Genomic DNA, 16,977 nt, shown 5'->3' with positions numbered 1-16,977 from the left:
GGGCCGTAGGGGGTGCTTGAGACGCGCCGCGCCGGGGCGCCCGCCGGGTTGCCGGTCAGGGCTCCGGGTCGAGCACGACCGGCAGTTCCGCGAGGCCGCGGAAGGCGGGGAAGGGAACCTCCATCCACTTCGCCTCGGCAGCGGGGTCGGCCAGAGCGACCTGCGGGAACCGGCTGAACAGGCTGGTGAGGGCCAGCTGCGTCTCCAGCCGCGCCAGCGGTGCGCCCAGGCAGTAGTGGCTGCCGTGGCCGAACCCCAGATGGCCGCTCTGCTCGTTTCTCGGCCGCCTCAGGTCGAGCTCGTCCGGGGAGTCGAACTTCAGCGGATCGCGATTCGCCGACAGGAGCGAGATCTGCACCAGGGCGCCCTTGGGGAGGCGCGTTCGGCCGATCTCCACGTCCTCGGTCGCGAACCGGAACGTCGCGCTCTCCACCGAGCCGTCGTAGCGCAGCAGCTCTTCCACGGCGGGGCCGACCAGTTCCGGGTCCTTCTGCAGGGCACGCAGCTGTGCGGGGTTGGCCAGGAGGTGGTACACGGCGTTTCCGATGAGGTACGCGGTCGTCTTGTGGCCCGCGAACATCAGCAGGAACGCCGTCGAGACCAGCTCGTTCTCCGTGAGGCCGCCGTCGTTGTCCTGTGCCGCGGTGAGCGCGCTGAGCAGGTCCTCACCGGGGTGCTCGCGCTTGCGCGCGATGAGCTCGGTGAAGTAGGCGTGGAGGTCCTCCTCCGCCTTCTGCTGGGCCTGCTTGGACTCCTTGCTGAATCCCGTCTGCGCCACCGTGGTGGACAGCCGGTGCATGTCGGCCCGCTCCTCGAGCGGCACGCCGAGCAGTTCGCAGATCACGGTGATCGGCAGCGGGAACGCGAACGCGGGCAGCAGATCCACCGGCTCACGGGTGGGACACGCGTCGAGCAGCTCGTCGACGATGCCCTGGATCTTCGGCCGCATCGCCTCGACGCGGCGCGGGGTGAACTCGGAGCTGACGAGTCTGCGCAGCCGGGTGTGCTTGGGCGCGTCGGCGTTGAGCATGTTGTCGTCCAGCGAGACCGACGAGTCACCGAAGATCCTCCGGTACGCGTCCATGGCCCCGTACATGTCCTTGCTCAGCCGAGGGTCGGACAGGGCGGCCCGGGCGTCCTCGTACCGTGTGATCAGGTACGTTTCGACGCCGTGCGGGGGAGTCATCGGGCAGACGGGCGCCGTGTCCCGGAGGGAGGCGTACACCGGGTGCGGGTTGCGCCGGAAGTCGGCGGTGCACTGTTCGGCACTGGTGACGGGGTCGCGCGTAGTGGTCACGGACGGCTCCTGAGGTCGAAGAGGGCCTCGGCGTTGCCGCCGAGGATGAGCTGCTGGGACGCCTTGTCCACGGGCAGCTTCTCGATCATGCGGATGAGGTCCTCCAGCGGCGCGGACAACGGCGGCGAGTCGCTGCCGAACAGCATCCGTTCGGGGCCGAGCACCTCCGCGTTGAGGCTCAGGTGCGCCGGGCTGAACGGACTGGTGTCGACGTACATGCGCCGCAGGGCCGCGGCCGGGTCGGCCGACACCGGCTCGGGTGCCGGCCGGCCCGATGCCTGCTGGTCGGACGCCGGGGCGGAGGACGCCGCACCCCCGCCCCAGTGCCGGGGGCGCGCCGCCGTCTGCAGGCGCTCCGGCAGCAGCGCCATCGCGCCGCCGCCGGTCGCGCCGATCAGCCGCAGACCGGGGTACTTGTCCAGCCATCCCGCGAACGCGATCATGGCCATGCCCGCCGTGACATCGCCGAACCGGCCGATCTGCTCGACGAAGCCCATGTTGTCCACGTGCTCCGTGCCGATGGGTTCGGCCGGGGCGTGCACCAGGACCGGCACTCCCGCCTCCGCGGCCAGCGCGAAGAAGGAGTCCGCCCGCGGCGAGCCGAGCAGCTCGCCGCGGACGCTGGACGTGGTGATCAGGCCGACGAAGGCGGGATCCGCCAGCGTCTCCCTCACCCCTTCCAGGTGATCGTCGTCACCGAACGGGTTGGCGTAGACGTACCCGCGCAGCTGGTCCGGGAAGGAGGAGACCAGACCCGACATCCAGGCGTGGAAGCCACGCAGCCGGTCGCGCGGCTGCTTGTAGTTGTCCACGCCCGGGACCCGAGCCATCGCGCCGGCGCCCACCGGGCTGCCGATGATGGTGAGGTCGATCCCGGCCTCGGCGCGCGCCGCGAGCATTCCGTCGACGTCGGTCAGGCTGGGGGGCATCGGGAAGCGTCTGGCCGCCTCCGGTGGGGACAGATGTCCGTGGATGTCGATGATCATGTGTGGGTTCCCGGTTCCGGTGTGACTGCGCGGGTGACCGCGGCACAGTCCTCGTCGCCGAGCCCTTGCTCGGTGGCGCGGACGTGGGTCTTCGCGGCTGCGGCGGTGAGCGGAAGGCTCAGGCCCTCCGCGGCCGCCTGCTCCACAGCGAGCATGAGGTCCTTCGCCATGAGGCGCAGCCGGAAGTCCGGTTCGTCGAAGCGCCCGGTTGCGAGGCGCCGCGACTTGAACGCCATGACCGGCGAGGCGAAGCCGCTGCCCGCGATCGTCCTGAGAACCAGCTGCTTGTCGAGGCCGGTGGCGGCCGCCAGTTCGGCGGCCTCGGCCATCGCCTGCACCTCTATTCCCATGAGGAGATTGAGGAGCAGCTTCATCCGCATGCCGGAACCGAGTGCGCCCAGATGGACGACCTCCTTGCCCAGCATGTCCAGCAGGGGCCGGCCGGCGGTGAAGACCCGCTCCTCGCCGCCGACGAACAGGCGCAGTTCGCCGTCGCGGGCGTGGTCGCGATTGCCGAGCATGCCGACGTCCATGACGGACGGCACGTCACCGGCGAGCCGGACGACCTCCTCGGGTGCGACGGTGCTGGCGCATATCAGGGAGCCGGGGTAGGTCCCCCTGGCCAGGACGCCGTCCGTGCCGTGCAGCACGGCGCCGAGGGCGTCGCCGTCGGCGACCGTGCAGATGGCGGCGGTCGTCCCCTCGACCGCTTCGCTGGGGCGGCCGGCGGCGAAGGCGCCGGCCCGGGCGAGCGGCTGGGTCCGCTCCGGGGTGCGGTTCCACACCCGCACCTCTACTCCTTGCGCGAGCAGGCGCGTGGCCAGGCCCGTGCCCATCGTGCCGAGACCGAGGACGGCGACAGGACCGGCGCCGGCGTCGGGGGTGCTGACGTTGCGCGTCATGACTTCTCCTCCACGGTCTCCTTGACGACCCGGAACCGCAGCGACTGCGTCGAGTCGACCCACTGGCGCAGCGGAGCCACGAGAGCGCGGTGCTCCTCGCTCTGCTGCCAGGCGAAGAAGTGTTCGGGAGTCTCCCACTCGCTGGTGATCACCCACTGACGGGAGTCGTCCACCGGTCGTCCGAGTCTTTCGACGATGTGGCCGGGGGTACGAGCGACGGAGCGACGCATCTGCTCGTACATCTCCAGGAATCCCTGTTCGCCGCCCTCGATCACACGGACCGCGAAGACCACGGAAAGCCGTTCGGCCGTTTGGCCGTTCTGCACAGTGCCCATGTCTCCTCCTGATGGTGAGATCCGCCAGGACACGCTTCCCAAGGACTCATGGGCCCCGTGGCGACGCAACTCCAAATGGGGGACTCCCCAGGCGGGACAAGGGCTTTCCCGTCTCGGCTAGCCCGTCCGGGTGATCCCCGAAGACCTCGCCGAGGCGGTCCCATCGCCCCGCCGGACGGCCGCGAACAGGTGACTCCTGAAGGGTCCCGACAAGGCGCGTCGCGCGCCCCGCCTCAGACGTCGCGGCGCAGCAGGTCCTCGTACGTCTCGCGGCGGACCACCTCCCGCGACATGCCGTCCGCGCAGAAGACCACCGGCGGGCGACGCGCGCCGTTGTAGTTGTTCGCGAGCGAGAGGCAGTACGCGCCCGTGACCGGCACCGCGATGACGTCGCCCACGCGCGGGTCCCGCAGCGGCACGTCGCGGATCAGGGTGTCCCCGGACTCGCAGTGCCGCCCCACCAGTTCGCAGCCGACGCCCCCGCCGACCCGCGTGCCGACCGTCGCCTCGAACCGCTGTCCGTAGAGCATCGGTTCCAGGTTGTCGCCCATGCCCCCGTCCACGGCCACGAGCGTGCGGGGCCCGTGTTTGACGGTCACCGCGCGGTAGAGCGTGGTGGCCGCCCCGGCGACCAGGGAGCGGCCGGGCTCGATGAGCAGGCGGGCCGTCGCCGGGAGGTGCTTGCGTGCGGCGTCGGTGAGGGTGCGGACGTACTCCTCGATCGTCGGCGGGCGGTCGGCGTACGTGTAGCGGACGCCGAGGCCGCCCCCGAGGTCGTACACCGCGTGCTCGCCGAGTTCACCGATCGCCGCGATCGCCTCGACGGCGCGGGCGAACGGCGCCGTGTCCAGCAGCTGGGAGCCCACGTGCACGTGCAGTCCCTCCAGCAGCAGCCGCTCGTCGCCCCGCAGCCGGGCGGCCGCGCGGACGGCGTCGGGCACCGCGAGGCCGAACTTGGAGTGGCGGTGCCCGGTCGCCATCGCCTCGTGGGTGTCGGCGTCGACGTCGGGGATGACCCGTATCAGCACGCGCTGCGGGGCCCGCGCGCGAGCCTCGCGGTCGTGCTCCAGGAGGTGTTCGAGGCGGTCGATGTCGTCGAAGTTGTCCACGACGACGGTCCCCGCGCCCGCGCGCAGGGCCATCGCGAGCTCCTCGTCGGTCTTGGCGTTGCCGTGCACGACGATGCGCCGAGGATCGGTGCCGGCGGCCAGCGCCACCGCCAGCTCGCCGCCTCCCGCGACGTCGACGCCGAGGCCCTCCTCGGCCATCGTGCGGACGACGGCCGTGCAGGGGAAGGACTTCGAGGCGAAGACCACTTGTCCGTTCGGCCAATGCTCGGCGAGGGCCCGCACATAGCGCCGGGCCGTCGCCCGCAGGGCGTTCTCGTCGACGACGACGGCCGGGGTGCCGTGCCGCTCGGCCAGTTCACCAACGCGGCAGCCGCCGACGACGAGTTCGCCGTCTTCTGCCAGGTGGGAGCCGGGCGGGAACAGTCCGACCAGGTCAGCTGCGGTGGGGATGTCGGCGGGGGCCACGGTCATGGGGCGACTCCTGTTCTCGGTGGGGCGGGCCTATCCTGGCGGGCGGCCCCGGTCGCCGCCCCTGCCGATCCCCTCAGGAAATGAGCCCTCCGTTGTCCGATACGACAAGGCCGTCGGCCCCCTTCCCCGACGAGCGGGTCGCGGGCACGCTGCGGGTGCTGCTGGACGCGCCGGACCACGTGCCGGTGCGCGTTCTCACGGCGCCGGCCGGGCTTGACGTCCCGGTGCGCGGAACCGTGGTCCACGACCCGAACGAGCCGCTGCCCGCCACGCCCGCCGCGCTGCTGCTCCTCGTGGGCGGCGAGGTGGCCGACCCCCGGGCGCGGGAGGCGGTGCGCAGGGCGGCCGGGCGGCGGTTCGCCGCGGTGGTCGTCAAGTGCCGGGGCCAGGACCCGGCCCGGCTCGTCGGGGAGGCCGACCGCTGCGGGATCGCCGTGCTCCGGGCGGACGACGGCGTGCCCTGGCAGCAGGTCGACGCGGCGCTCAGCTGCGCGCTCGCCGCGTACGGCGTGGGCGGGACGGCGGTGTCGGCCCCGGTCGGCGGCGAGCAGTTGTTCGCGCTGGCGGACAACCTGGCCGCCGTGCTGGGCGGTTCGGTCGCGGTCGAGGACCTCGACCAGCATGTCGTCGCGTACTCGAACGTCCCCGGCCAGCGCATCGACACCCTGCGCGAACAGGGCATTCTGCAGCGGCGGGTGCCCGACCAGCCCGAGCAGCGGCAGCAGTACCGCGAGGTGCTGGCCGCCTCGGGTGTGGTGCGGTTCCCCGCCCAGGGCGAGGAGTTGGCCCGCGCCGCCGTGGCGGTGCGGGCGGGGACCCTGCCGCTCGGCACCTTGTGGGCGATCGAGCCGGAGGACGGGCTGTCGCCGCGGGCCGTCGCCTCACTGGCCGACGGTGCCCGGCTCGCCGCCCCTCACCTGCTGCGCGCCCTGAACGTCCAGGAGGCGGAACAGCGCCTGCGCCAGGACACGTTGCGGTCGCTGCTGGAGGGGTACGGTCCCCCCGCCGACGAGGCCGGTTCCGTGCTGGGGCTGGAGCCCGGGGCGGTGGTGTGTCTCGCCGGGTTCACGCCCGGGCCGGACACGGGGGCGGCCGCTCACGCGCTCGTCGCGCACCTCGAGTCGGCCCTGGTGCGCCATTGCGCGGCACACCGGCCGGAGGCGACGGTCGCCGCGACCTCCGGGGCCGTATACGCCCTCGTCCCGGGCGGCACCGCCGCCGTGCGGCGGTTCGCGGACGGGGCCCTGACCGCGCTGCGGTGGTCGGTCGGCGGTCCCCTGCGGGCGGCTGTCACCCGCCCGTACGCGGATCTGCTGCGGCCGGCGGCGCTGCGCGCGGAGACGGACGACGTCCTGCGGGCCGTGTCCCGCCGCGGGGACGCCGATGGCGCCGCGACGGCCGAGGACGTACGCCATCTGGTCCTGCTCGCCCGGCTGGGCGGTGAGCTGCGGCGTGAGCCCTGGCTACGGCTGCCCGCGGTGGCGCTGCTGCTGGCGCACGACGCCGAGCACGGGACGGACTACGCGGCCTCCCTCAGGGCCTGGCTGGCGGCGGTCGGCGACATCGCGAAGGCGGCGGCCGCCCTGACGGTGCATCCCAACACCCTGCGCTACCGGCTGCGCCGGGCCCGCGAGCTGTTCGGTCTCGACCTCGACGACCCGGACGTGGTGCTGGCCGCCTGGCTGGAACTGGCGCTGGCAGCCGGCGAACCGGGCCCGCCCGGCCGGGTCGGACAGACGCCGCGGGCGCCCCGCCGGGAGTGACCGGCAGTGCGCCCGCGGCGCGGGGTGGGACGGTTCAGACGCGCGGCCGGTCGGCGGCCGCCGTCTCCAGGCCGGTCTCGGCGTGCGGCGTCGAAGCGGCGCCCTCGCGTCCTTCGTCGGCCCGCAGGGCCGAGTGCCGCCGTCCGAAGCCGAGGTAGAGCGCGGCGGCGAGGAGCAGCCAGGCGCCGAACAGGCTCCAGGTGATGCCGGGCAGGAGGTACGCCAGGTACAGGCAGGACCCCGCCGCGAGTACGGGGACGACGGGGTACAGCGGCACCCGGTAGGAGCGCGGGGCGTCGGGGGCGATGCGCCGCAGGACGACGACCGCGGCCGCGACGGCGACGAACGCGACGAGGGTGCCCATGGACGTGAGGTCCGCCAGGTACTGCAGCGGCACGAGCGCGGCGAGCCCGCCGACGAGCACGCCGACGATCCAGGTGTTGTGCACGGGCGTGTGCCGCTTGCGGTCGACGCGGCGGAAGATCTGCGGCACCAGACCGTCGCGGGCCATCGAGAACAGGATGCGGGTCTGTCCGAAGAGGGTGACCAGCACGACGCTGAAGATGGACACGACCGCGCCGGCGGACAGCAGCACGGCGGGCCAGCCGGCCCCGGTGACGTCCCGCAGGATCTGCGCGAGGACGGCCTCGCCGGCGTCGGCCTGCTCGCCGAACCGGCCGGTGGGCTGGGCGCCGACGGCCGCGACGGAGACCAGGATGTACAGCAGCGTGACCGCGCCCAGGGTGAGCAGCAGAGCCAGCGGGATCGTGCGGCGCGGGTTGCGGACCTCCTCGCCCGCGGTGGCGACGGTGTCGAATCCGACGTACGAGAAGAACACGCCGGAGGCGGCGACGCCGATGCCCGCGATGCCGTGCGGTGCGAAGTCGCTGAAATTCTCGGCGCGGAAGGCGGTGAGGGCGACGGCGACGAAGACGACGAGGACGCCGATCTTGACGGCGACCATGACCGCGTTGACGGCGGCGGACTCGCGGGTGCCGCGGGCGAGGAGCAGGCTCATGGCTCCTCCTGGAGATCCGTGGCCCAACTGCGGCGTTGCCGCGGGGGCTGCCGGTGATCGTGCGCCGCCGCAAAAAATCTTCGCAAGGCGTGCGTCTGTACAAAAACCTTTCGCCTGTTGTCCAGTTCGCACGTGGACTCTCCGTACCTCAACCCCTAGGGGTCCTTGGCGTGTTCGTCCTCGGATGTCAACGGGCCCCCAGCAGGTGGTCCATCGCCAACTGGTCCAGGTGCTCGAACGCCATCCCGCGCCCGGCGGCCGCGTCGACGTCGAACTCCTCGTAGGCGCCCCGGTCCGCCAGCAGTCCCGCGAGGCCGTCGTCCGCCGTGGGACGGGCCAGCTCGTCCAGGCGCGCCGCGCGCAGCGCCTCCATGACCTCCGGATCGGCGCGGAAGGCAGCGGCACGCTCCTTGAGGATCAGGTAGTTGCGCATGCAGCCGGCCGCCGACGCCCACACTCCGTTGTTGTCCTCGGTCCTCGGCGGCTTGAAGTCGAAGTGGCGCGGGCCCTCGTACCCGGCCGTCTCCAGCAGGTCGACCAGCCAGAACGCCGACCGCAGGTCACCGGCGCCAAAACGCAGGTCCTGGTCGTACTTGATGCCGTTCTGGCCGTTCAGGTCGATGTGGAAGAGCTTGCCCGCCCACAGGGCCTGCGCGATGGAGTGCGGGAAGTTCAGCCCCGCCATCTGCTCGTGGCCGACCTCCGGGTTCACGCCGTACAGCTCGGGCCGCTCCAGGCGTTCGATGAACGCGAGGGCGTGACCGACCGTCGGCAGCAGGATGTCGCCGCGGGGCTCGTTGGGCTTGGGCTCGATGGCGAAGCGCAGGTCGTAGCCCTGCTCGGTGACGTACTGGCCGAGCAGGTCGAAGGCTTCCTTCATCCGGTCCAGAGCGACGCGCACGTCCTTGGCCGCACCCGACTCCGCACCCTCGCGACCGCCCCACGCCACGTACGTCCGCGCGCCGAGCTCGGCCGCTAGGTCGATGTTGCGGAGGGTCTTGCGCAGGGCGTACCGGCGCACGTCGCGGTCGTTCGCCGTGAAGCCGCCGTCCTTGAAGACGGGGTGCGTGAACAGGTTCGTCGTGGCCATCGGCACGACCATGCCCGTCTCGTCCAGGGCCTGCCGGAAGCGCTTGACGTGCTCGGCGCGCTCGCTGTCACTCGCGCCGAAGGGGATCAGGTCGTCGTCGTGGAAGGTCACACCGTAGGCGCCGAGTCCGGCGAGCCTGCGGACCGACTCGACGGGGTCGAGCGGGGGCCGCGTCGCGTCGCCGAAGGGGTCCCGGCCCTGCCAGCCGACGGTCCACAGACCGAAGCTGAACCTGTCGCCGGGGGTGGGGGTGAAGCGTTCCGTCATGGCCGTGCCCGCCTTCGCGTCCGAGTTTGTTTTCTTACCTTACTAATAATGCACACCTGGCCCCCATCAATGAATACCCGCGACATCTAGTGCACCAGACCGGCCGTGGCGTAATTTGTTCGGAGCTCGGCCAAATATGCGGCCGCGAGGGAACGAGAGGTGGAGCCATGCCGGCGAACGCGGTCGTCATCGGGGTGGACAGCTCGACCCAGTCCACCAAGGCGCTGTTCACCGACGCCGCCACGGGCCGGCCACTCGCCATCGGGCGCGCGCCCCATCGCGTCGACGGAGAGGGCGGCGCACGCGAGACCGACCCGGAGGTCTGGTGGCAGGCGCTGCGCGAGGCGGTCGCGACCGGCCTCAAGGAGCTGAGGGCCGCGGGCGTCGACGCCTCGGCCGTCACCGGCATCGCGGTCGCCGGCCAGCAGCACGGCCTCGTCGTCCTCGACCGGACCGGCGCCCCGCTGCGCCCCGCGCTGCTGTGGAACGACACCCGTTCGGCACCCCAGGCGGCTGCCCTGACCGAGGCCCTCGGCGGCCCGGACGCCTGGACGGCGCGCACCGGATCGGTGCCGGTCGCGTCCATGACCGCGGCGAAGTGGCAGTGGCTGCGGGAGAACGAGCCCGCCGACGCAAAGGCCGCGGCGGCCGTACGGCTCCCCCACGACTTCCTGACCGAGCGCCTGGCGGGCGTCGCGGCCACCGACCCGGGCGACGCGTCGGGCACCTGCTGGTACTCCACGGCCACGGGCGCCTACGACCCCGAACTGCTCGGCCTCGTCGGCCTCGACGCCGCCCTGCTGCCGCAGGTGGCGGCGACGGGCGGCACCCGCGTCGGCGCGCTCACCACCGCGTCCGCGTCCGCGCTCGGCCTCCCGGCCGGTACCGCCGTGGCCGCCGGCACCGGCGACAACATGGCCGCGGCGGTCGGTCTCGGACTCGGCGGGGAGGGGCTGTTGAACCACCCGGTGCTGAGTCTGGGGACGTCGGGCACGGTGTTCGCCGCGAGCCGCACCCGCCCCGCGTCGCCCCTGCTGGCGGGGTTCGCCGCGGCCGACGGCACGTACCTCCCGCTCGCCTGCACGCTCAACTGCACACTGGCGGTGGACAAGGTCGCGGCCCTGCTCGGCCTGGACCGCGACGCGGCCGAGGCCGGCGGCGAACTGGTGGTCCTGCCCTATCTGGACGGGGAACGCACCCCGGACCTGCCCGCCGCCGCCGGCCTGCTCACCGGCCTGCGGCACACCACCACCCGTCAGCAGATCCTCGGCGCGGCCTACGAGGGCGCTGTGGTCACGGTGCTGCGCGCACTCGACGAAGTGCTGCGCGCCTGTGGCGAGGACCCGGCCACGCCGGAGGCGGCGTCCCGCCCCCTGCGTCTGGTAGGCGGCGGCGCGCAGGGCCGCCACTGGGTCGAGACGGTCCGCCGCCTGTCGGGCCGCCCCCTGCTGATCCCGGACAGCACCGAACTGGTGGCTCTGGGGGCTGCGGCGCTGGCGGCGTCGGCGGCGACCGGCGAGGACGCGGTGTCGGTCGCGACGGGCTGGGAGACGGGCGGCAGGGAACTGCCGCCGCTGGAACGCGACATGGAGGCATGGGAGCGGGTCTCCTCGGTCCTGGACCGTGCGACTCCCTCGCTGCTGACCTGACCCCGCGGGCCGCCCGGCCCGACGCCACGGTCACGGCCGCAGATCGAGGTCCATGTCCAGGTCCTCCAGTTCCAGCTCCGCGTCCACGTCCAGGTCGAGGTCCTCGTCCCCCAGCCCGAGGTCCTGGTCCAGCCCCAGGCCCTCGTCCAGGTCGAGCTCGTCGACCGCGTCGAGATCCAGGGCGGGCTCGGCGCCGGCCGGGGGGCGGGGGCCGCCGCTCAGGGCGATCTCGGCCCGGACCATGCTGCCCGTCTCGGTGCGGTGCGCGACTGTGCGGGTCGCGTACGCGTCGACGAGGCGCAGACCGCGCCCGCAGGGCACATCGGCGTCCAGCGGCTCCTGGCGCGGGTTGGGGCGGTGTTTCCAGCAGCCGGCGTCCATCACCTCGACCAGCAGCAGCTCACCGCGGAGGCTGATCGCCGTGGACACCCACGGACTGCCGCTGTGCATCACCACATTCGTGACGAGTTCGGTGACGATCACCGACAGCGCCTCGTCGAAGTGCTCGGCCAGCCGCCATCGGCGTGCGACCGCCCGGACGAAGCGCCGCAGTGCCCGCGCCGCCTGTGGCGAGGACGGCATCGCGCAGTGGGCGAGGCTTCGCAGAGCAGAGGTGGGTCCGGCCCGTTGCGGGGCCGGGTCCGATGCACGTTCTATGGCGATCACTTGGGCTCCTGTTCGGTCGGGCAGCACTGCCCTGACCAAGGTCCAGCGGCCGGGAGGTCGGATCGCGCCTCACCGGCCGTCGACAGCCATGCAGATCTTCTGCGGCAGCTCAACACTCCTGGCCGTGCGCGGACGGCACAATCAGGGACACTGAAACCCGTATACGTAAAGAATCGAATTGCCCCGGAACCTCCCAGGAGAGTGATGCGGTGGACACGCCCAGTGACGCCGCGGCGGACCGCTGGCTGACGCGTGTGCTCGCGCACGGCGCCGGCGAGACCGACGACCCCGGTGAGCCGGCCCTGCTGCTGATCGAGGGCGCGGCCGGCACCGGCAAGTCACGGCTGGCGCGGCGGCTCACCGAAGCCGCGCAGGCGCAGACGGTCACCATGGCGTTCTCCCCCTTCGGCGTCCTGGTGACGGAGATGTCCGTGACCGAGCGTCCCGCCGGCCCCGTTTGCTCCGCACCTCGCACACCCGCCGCCGCGGCCCCGCCCGGCCGTCCCCCCGCACCGGGCCGCACCGCAGACCTGGCGGCCGCCCTGGCTCCGCTGCTCGACGCGGCCGACCGCACACCGGACGGCCGCCCCGGCAACGCGGCCGCACCGGGCCGGCGGCCCGCCCCCGCCCTCGTCGTCGCCGAGGACGTCCACCTCGCCGACCGCTCCTCCCTCGACCTGCTGCGCCGTCTCGTCGCGCGCCCTCCCCGCGGTCTGGCACTCGCCGTGACCTACCGGCCCGAGGAACTGCGCGACGCCGGTCTCCCCCTGGGGCGCGGCGCCTCCTACGCCGCCGAACTCGCCGTGCAGCACATACGTCTCACGCCGCTCGGCGGCGAGCAGGTGCGCCGCCTCGTGGAGGAGGGGCTCGGGGCGGACTGCGGGCCGGCGGAGCTGTTCGCACGGATCCGGCAGCGTTCCGGCGGCGTCCCCCAGGTCGTCGCGGATCTGGTGCGTCTGCTGCGCGAGACCGGCGAGCCGCGCGAACGCTACTCACCCCGGGACCTGGACGCCGCCGGGGTCCCGCCCCGCCTCGCGGCGCTCGCCCTCAGCCGGACCGCGGCGCTGAAACCCCGGCTGCGCCCCGTCGCCTGGGCCGCCGCCGTGCTCGGCGAGCCCGCCGGGGCCGATGAGCTCACGGCGGTGGCCGGGCTCGGGGGCGACCAGGGCACCGAGGCGCTGGTGGGTGCCCTGCGTGCGGCCGTACTGACCGAGGACGAGCTCGGCCGGTACGGCTTCTTCGTTCCGCTGGCCGGGACGGCCGTGTACGCCGAGGTGCCGGGCCCGGTCCGGTGCCGGATGCACCGCCGGGCGGCCGCGGTTCTCGCCCGCCGCCAGCCGGTTCCCTGGGTCCCGCTGGCCCGGCACCGGCGCCACGCCGGCGAGGCGGGCGGCTGGCTGCGCGCGGTGGAACGGGCGGCGCAGGAGCGGGCGGCCGCGGGCGACCACCAGGCGGCGGTCGACCTGCTGGAGGAAGCGCTGTCGCTGCCGACGGTTCCGCCACAGGCCCGTGCGCGGCTCGCGCCGCTGCTCGCGCACAGTGCCGTGCTCGGGCTGCGTTCCGAGCAGACGGTGACCGTGCTGCGGCAGATCCTCGACGAGCAGACGCTGCCGCCCGCGGTCCGCGGCCAGATCCGCCTCGACCTCGGGCTGCTGCTGTGCAACCAGGCGGTGGCCGGGACCCAGGGCTGGCTGGAACTCCAGAAGGCGGTGGAGGAGTTGCAGGAGCGGCCGGTGCTCGCGGCCAGGGCGATGGCCGCGCTGGCCATGCCCCTGCTGTCGACGGTCCCGCTGGAGCAGAACATGTACTGGCTGGAGCGGGCGGAGAAGGCGGGCGCGGAGAGCGGCGACGAGGAGGCGCGTACGGCGGTGGCCGCCAACCGCGTGGGCACGTTGATGTACGTGGGCGACCCGTCGGCATGGCAGGCGCTGGAGCTGCTCCCGAGGGACACCGACGACGCGGCGTACCAGCAGCATGTGGCCCGCGGCCTGTGCAACGCGGCCGACGGCGCCCTGTGGCTCGGCCAGCTCTCCCCCGCCCGCGCACTGCTCGCCGACGGCGTCGAACTCGCCGCACGCAGCGGTGCGGCGTACGTCGAACAGGGCGCGCGCGGCACGTCGCTGCTGATCGACTGGGCGGCGGGCGACTGGTCCGATCTCACCGCCCGAGCCCGCGCGTGCGTGGCCGAGGCCGACACCATGCCGGGCATGGCCGTGGACGGGCGCACGGTGCTGGGGCTGCTCGCGCTGTCCAAGGGCGAGTGGCAGCAGGCGACGGCGTGGCTGGCCGACGAGGGGCCGCGGGCGGGCGACGCGACGGCGGTGCCGCATGTGGCGACCGCCTCCGGTGCCCTGATCCGTATGGCGCTGGTACGCGACGACGTCGACACCGCGGTGGAGCAGGCGTCGATGGCGTGGGACCGGCTGCGGGACAAGGGTGTGTGGGTGTGGGGCGCGGAGCTGGCTCCGTGGGCCGTGGAGGCGACCCTGCGCGCGGGCCGGCGGGCGACGGCCGGGAGCATGGTCGCCGAGTACGCCGAGGGGCTCGAAGGACGCCAGGCGCCCGCGTCCGACGCGGCGTTGCACTGGTGCCGTGCGCTGCTCGCCGAGGCGGAGGGCGAACAGGGCGCTGCGGCGGAGCTGTTCCATCAGGCGGCGCTCGTGTACGCGGGGCTGCCCCGTCCCTACTCCGCGGTCCTCGCCACCGAGGGCGCCGCCCGCTGCCTGCTGGCCTCGGGCCGGGACACGGAGACGGCGGTCGCCGAACTTGCGTCCTGTGTCGAGCGGTTGACCGAGCTCGGGGCGGTGTGGGACGCCGCCCGCATCCGGGCGACGCTGCGCGCGCACCAGCCCGCCGACGGGCAGCGTCCGCGGGGGCGCCCCAGCTACGGCGACCAGTTGTCCCCGCGCGAGCAGGAGGTCGCCGACCTGGCGGCGACCGGGCTGACGAACCGGGAGATCGCGGCGACACTGCACCTGTCGCCGCGCACGGTCGAGCAGCATGTGGCCCGCGCACGCCGCAAGCTGGAGTCGCAGTCCCGGCAGACGCTGTCACGGGCGCGGTCCCAGCGCCCGGAATGACGCGGGAGCCGGTGCGCCGGCGTTTCTTTGCGTATCCGTGCATCGGCGGTACGGACAGGAAAGGCCCGGGCCGCCCCATAGCGTCCTGCCGGTGCCCGGGGCGGCCGGGTGTCGAACGGCCGTGCCGGCCCCCCACACCGACGGCGGCGCGGACGTACGGCCATGGGAGCCCGGCTCCCGGGCACGACAGCCGCGCATCCGCGCTGCGCGCGGTGGTGACCGGGGGACCGGGCCCCGACGCGGCGGGACGTTCCGGGCGGCCGCGCGCCCGGGCGTCGGCGGTGGAGGTGCGCCGGGCACGCGGCAGCGGTGCGGCGGACCGTCTGACGTGAGGCGTGGCCGCCTCCCGTACGGTCGGCGGACCGCCCGACGCGACGGGCCCCGCGCGCGAACAACGGTCGGCCGGCAGGCCGTTCCTGGGCAGCCCTGCGCCGGACCGGTCGGCCGCGACCGTCACGTGCGGGCGAACGCCGCGGGGCTCGGCCTCGAGGCCGCAAGGTCGTCGAGCTCGCGGGTCGCGGCAGCGTGCGGCGGGCACGTGACGCAGGCATGACCGCGCCCCACACGGTCACAACCGGTGGACCCCCGACGCGACGGCCCCGCGCGCGAACAACCGTCGGCCGGCAGGCCGTTCGCCGAGGCACGCGCCGGACGGATCGGGGGGCGGCAGCCATTCCGCGCGGCGCCGCGCGCGAACGACGGTCGGCCGCCAGGCCGTTCATGGGGGCGGCGCCGCGCGGTTCGCGCGGCGTCGCCGTGCGCCGGGTGGTCAGCGGTCGGTCGGCAGGTCGTAGACCCGGCGGACACTGGTGCCGAGGCGGGAGATGTCGGCACCGTAGACGTGGAGGGACATCGCCGTCGCCGAACCCGCGTTCCGTACGCGGTGGATGTCCCCGGGCGGCGCGAAACCGCAGACCTCGCCCTGCCGGGCCACCGCGTCGGCGGTGGCGACGAGCCGCGCCGTGGAGCCGTGGCCGTCGGCGGGGACCAGCCGGTAACGCCGCTCGTGTTCCTCGCCCCGATGCACACCGGTGGTGCACCAGGCCACGTGGTCGTGCACCACCGTGCCCTGCCCCGGCAGCCAGACGAGGGCGACGAGCGAGAAGCTGCCGTCGTGTTCGGCGTGCAGCAGGTGCTGCCGGTAGCGCTCCGGATCGCTCTCACACTGCTCGGGGGTCAGCAGGTCGTCCGCTCCCAGGTGCGGCGCGAGGCGCTCGCAGACGAGATGTGCCGTCAGGTCCGGCGGCAGCCCGCGCCCGACCGCCTCGCGCACGCCGTCGATCAGCGCGTCGAGACGGGCGGTGGTCCGGGCCGCGGTGAAGGCGGTGGGTGATGTCGTCATGCGGGCAGCGTCCGGCCGCGCCCAGCTTCACGTCCAACGACGATTTCCTGGGTTCTCCCAAGCGGCGCTTATGAGCGGCGCGTTAGCGCTCAGCAGCCGACCTTGTTGGCCGCCACCGTCCGCAGTTCCTCCAGGACGAGCGAGGTGGCCGGAACCCTCAGGTGCTCCCGCAGCACGTACGCGAAGATCTTGCGGCGCGAGAAGGGCTGCAGGGGCCGGCCCGCGACCTTTTCATGGCGCATGAAGTTCAGGACGAGCGAGGGGATCATCGCCACGCCGAGCCCTTCCGCGACCAGGCTCTGCACCGCGAGGTTGTCGTCGGTCATGAAGGCGATGTCGGGCACGAAGCCCACTTCGGCGCACTCGTGCAGCAGGTTGGCACGGCAGCGCGGGCACCCGGCGATCCACCGCTCCCCCGCGAGATCGGCGAGGCGCACCATGCGCCGCCGTGCCAGGGCGTGGGCGCGCGGCAGCAGAACGGTCAACTGGTCCTCCAGCAGCGGGATCTCGACCAGTTCGCCGGGCACGTGCTGACGCAGTCCGGGATAGGTGAAGGCGAGGGAGACGTCGCACTCGCCGCGCGCCAGCCGCCGCAGCGACTCGGGCGGCTCGTCCTCCAGCAGGTCGACGCGGATGCCCGGGTGGGAGGCGGTCAGCCGGGCCAGGGTCTCGGGCACGAGGGTGGAGTTCGCGCTGGGGAAGGCGCAGAGGCGGACCCTGCCGGAACGCAGCCGGGTCAGGGCGTTCACCTGCTCCTGCGCGGCCGACATGGAGTCCAGGATGCTGCTCGCGTGCCGGGACAGCGTCTGTCCGGCCTCGGTGAGCCGCATGCCGCGCCCGACCCGCACGAACAGCGCGGAGCCGACGTCCCGTTCGAGGGCCTTCATCTGCTGGGTGACGGCGGGCTGGGTGTAGCCGAGGGCACGGGCCGCGGCCGAGTACGAGCCGGTCCTGACGACTTCGTGGAACGTCCTGATGTGCCGGGAATCGAACACCGGCGCATCATAGGCGAGAGCGCGTCATAAGAGATTTTTGGGGTGC

At 73.6% G+C, this 16,977-nt stretch carries 13 protein-coding genes; 3 read left to right on the top strand and 10 right to left on the bottom strand.

Annotated features, from left to right (window positions below):
• Positions 1-55: 55 nt before the first annotated feature.
• From ACWD0A_RS10355 to lysA, 5 genes are all read right to left on the bottom strand, one after another.
• A complete protein-coding gene (locus ACWD0A_RS10355; protein ID WP_451296537.1) occupies positions 56-1,297 on the bottom strand; it encodes a cytochrome P450 family protein in 1,242 nt (413 codons plus the stop codon).
• Entirely contained in the window at positions 1,294-2,283 is a 990-nt protein-coding gene (locus ACWD0A_RS10350; protein WP_451296535.1) for an amidohydrolase family protein, read from the bottom strand. Before ACWD0A_RS10350 ends, ACWD0A_RS10355 begins: the two co-directional genes overlap by 4 nt.
• Entirely contained in the window at positions 2,280-3,185 is a 906-nt protein-coding gene (locus tag ACWD0A_RS10345; RefSeq protein ID WP_451296533.1) for an NAD(P)-dependent oxidoreductase, read from the bottom strand. Before ACWD0A_RS10345 ends, ACWD0A_RS10350 begins: the two co-directional genes overlap by 4 nt.
• The gene (locus ACWD0A_RS10340) at positions 3,182-3,520 is read right to left on the bottom strand and encodes an antibiotic biosynthesis monooxygenase family protein (RefSeq protein ID WP_307712477.1); all 339 of its coding nucleotides are present in this window, start codon (positions 3,518-3,520) and stop codon (positions 3,182-3,184) included. Before ACWD0A_RS10340 ends, ACWD0A_RS10345 begins: the two co-directional genes overlap by 4 nt.
• Before the next feature lie 233 nt (positions 3,521-3,753).
• Positions 3,754-5,061, bottom strand: a complete 1,308-nt coding sequence (lysA, locus tag ACWD0A_RS10335; protein ID WP_451296530.1) for a diaminopimelate decarboxylase — start codon at positions 5,059-5,061, stop codon at positions 3,754-3,756.
• Positions 5,062-5,153: 92 nt separating this feature from the next.
• Here lysA and ACWD0A_RS10330 point away from each other — a divergent pair, with 92 nt between their 5' ends.
• A complete protein-coding gene (locus ACWD0A_RS10330) occupies positions 5,154-6,824 on the top strand; it encodes a PucR family transcriptional regulator (protein WP_451296528.1) in 1,671 nt (556 codons plus the stop codon).
• A 34-nt stretch (positions 6,825-6,858) separates the two neighbouring features.
• Here ACWD0A_RS10330 and ACWD0A_RS10325 read toward each other — a convergent pair whose 3' ends face one another.
• Positions 6,859-7,842 carry an APC family permease gene (locus ACWD0A_RS10325; RefSeq protein ID WP_451296526.1) on the bottom strand — a complete coding sequence of 328 codons (984 nt, stop codon included), beginning with the start codon at positions 7,840-7,842 and terminating at the stop codon, positions 6,859-6,861.
• A gap of 187 nt (positions 7,843-8,029) precedes the next feature.
• Entirely contained in the window at positions 8,030-9,199 is a 1,170-nt protein-coding gene (gene xylA, locus ACWD0A_RS10320) for a xylose isomerase (RefSeq protein WP_451296524.1), read from the bottom strand.
• Positions 9,200-9,366: 167 nt separating this feature from the next.
• On the opposite strand from xylA, the gene xylB reads away from it, so the two are divergent.
• Positions 9,367-10,848, top strand: coding sequence for a xylulokinase (gene xylB / locus ACWD0A_RS10315; RefSeq protein WP_451296522.1), 1,482 nt, complete (start codon positions 9,367-9,369; stop codon positions 10,846-10,848).
• Between the two features lie 30 nt (positions 10,849-10,878).
• Here the strand turns inward: xylB and ACWD0A_RS10310 are convergent, their stop codons facing one another.
• On the bottom strand, positions 10,879-11,514 hold the full coding sequence (locus ACWD0A_RS10310; protein WP_451296520.1) for an ATP-binding protein: 636 nt from the start codon (positions 11,512-11,514) through the stop codon (positions 10,879-10,881).
• A 209-nt stretch (positions 11,515-11,723) separates the two neighbouring features.
• On the opposite strand from ACWD0A_RS10310, the gene ACWD0A_RS10305 reads away from it, so the two are divergent.
• Positions 11,724-14,594 (top strand): LuxR C-terminal-related transcriptional regulator, encoded by a 2,871-nt coding sequence (locus ACWD0A_RS10305; protein WP_451296518.1) that lies wholly within the window; start codon positions 11,724-11,726, stop codon positions 14,592-14,594.
• 769 nt (positions 14,595-15,363) lie between these two features.
• Here the strand turns inward: ACWD0A_RS10305 and ACWD0A_RS10300 are convergent.
• The gene (locus ACWD0A_RS10300) at positions 15,364-15,936 is read right to left on the bottom strand and encodes a cysteine dioxygenase (protein WP_451296516.1); all 573 of its coding nucleotides are present in this window, start codon (positions 15,934-15,936) and stop codon (positions 15,364-15,366) included.
• Positions 15,937-16,025: 89 nt separating this feature from the next.
• Positions 16,026-16,931, bottom strand: a complete 906-nt coding sequence (locus ACWD0A_RS10295; protein ID WP_451296514.1) for a LysR substrate-binding domain-containing protein — start codon at positions 16,929-16,931, stop codon at positions 16,026-16,028.
• Positions 16,932-16,977: the final 46 nt, after the last annotated feature.

It is taken from the genome of Streptomyces sp. NPDC002867 (genome assembly GCF_053591895.1).
Note: the sequence above shows the minus strand (reverse complement) of the source record. Positions and strands in the feature narration are given on the sequence as shown.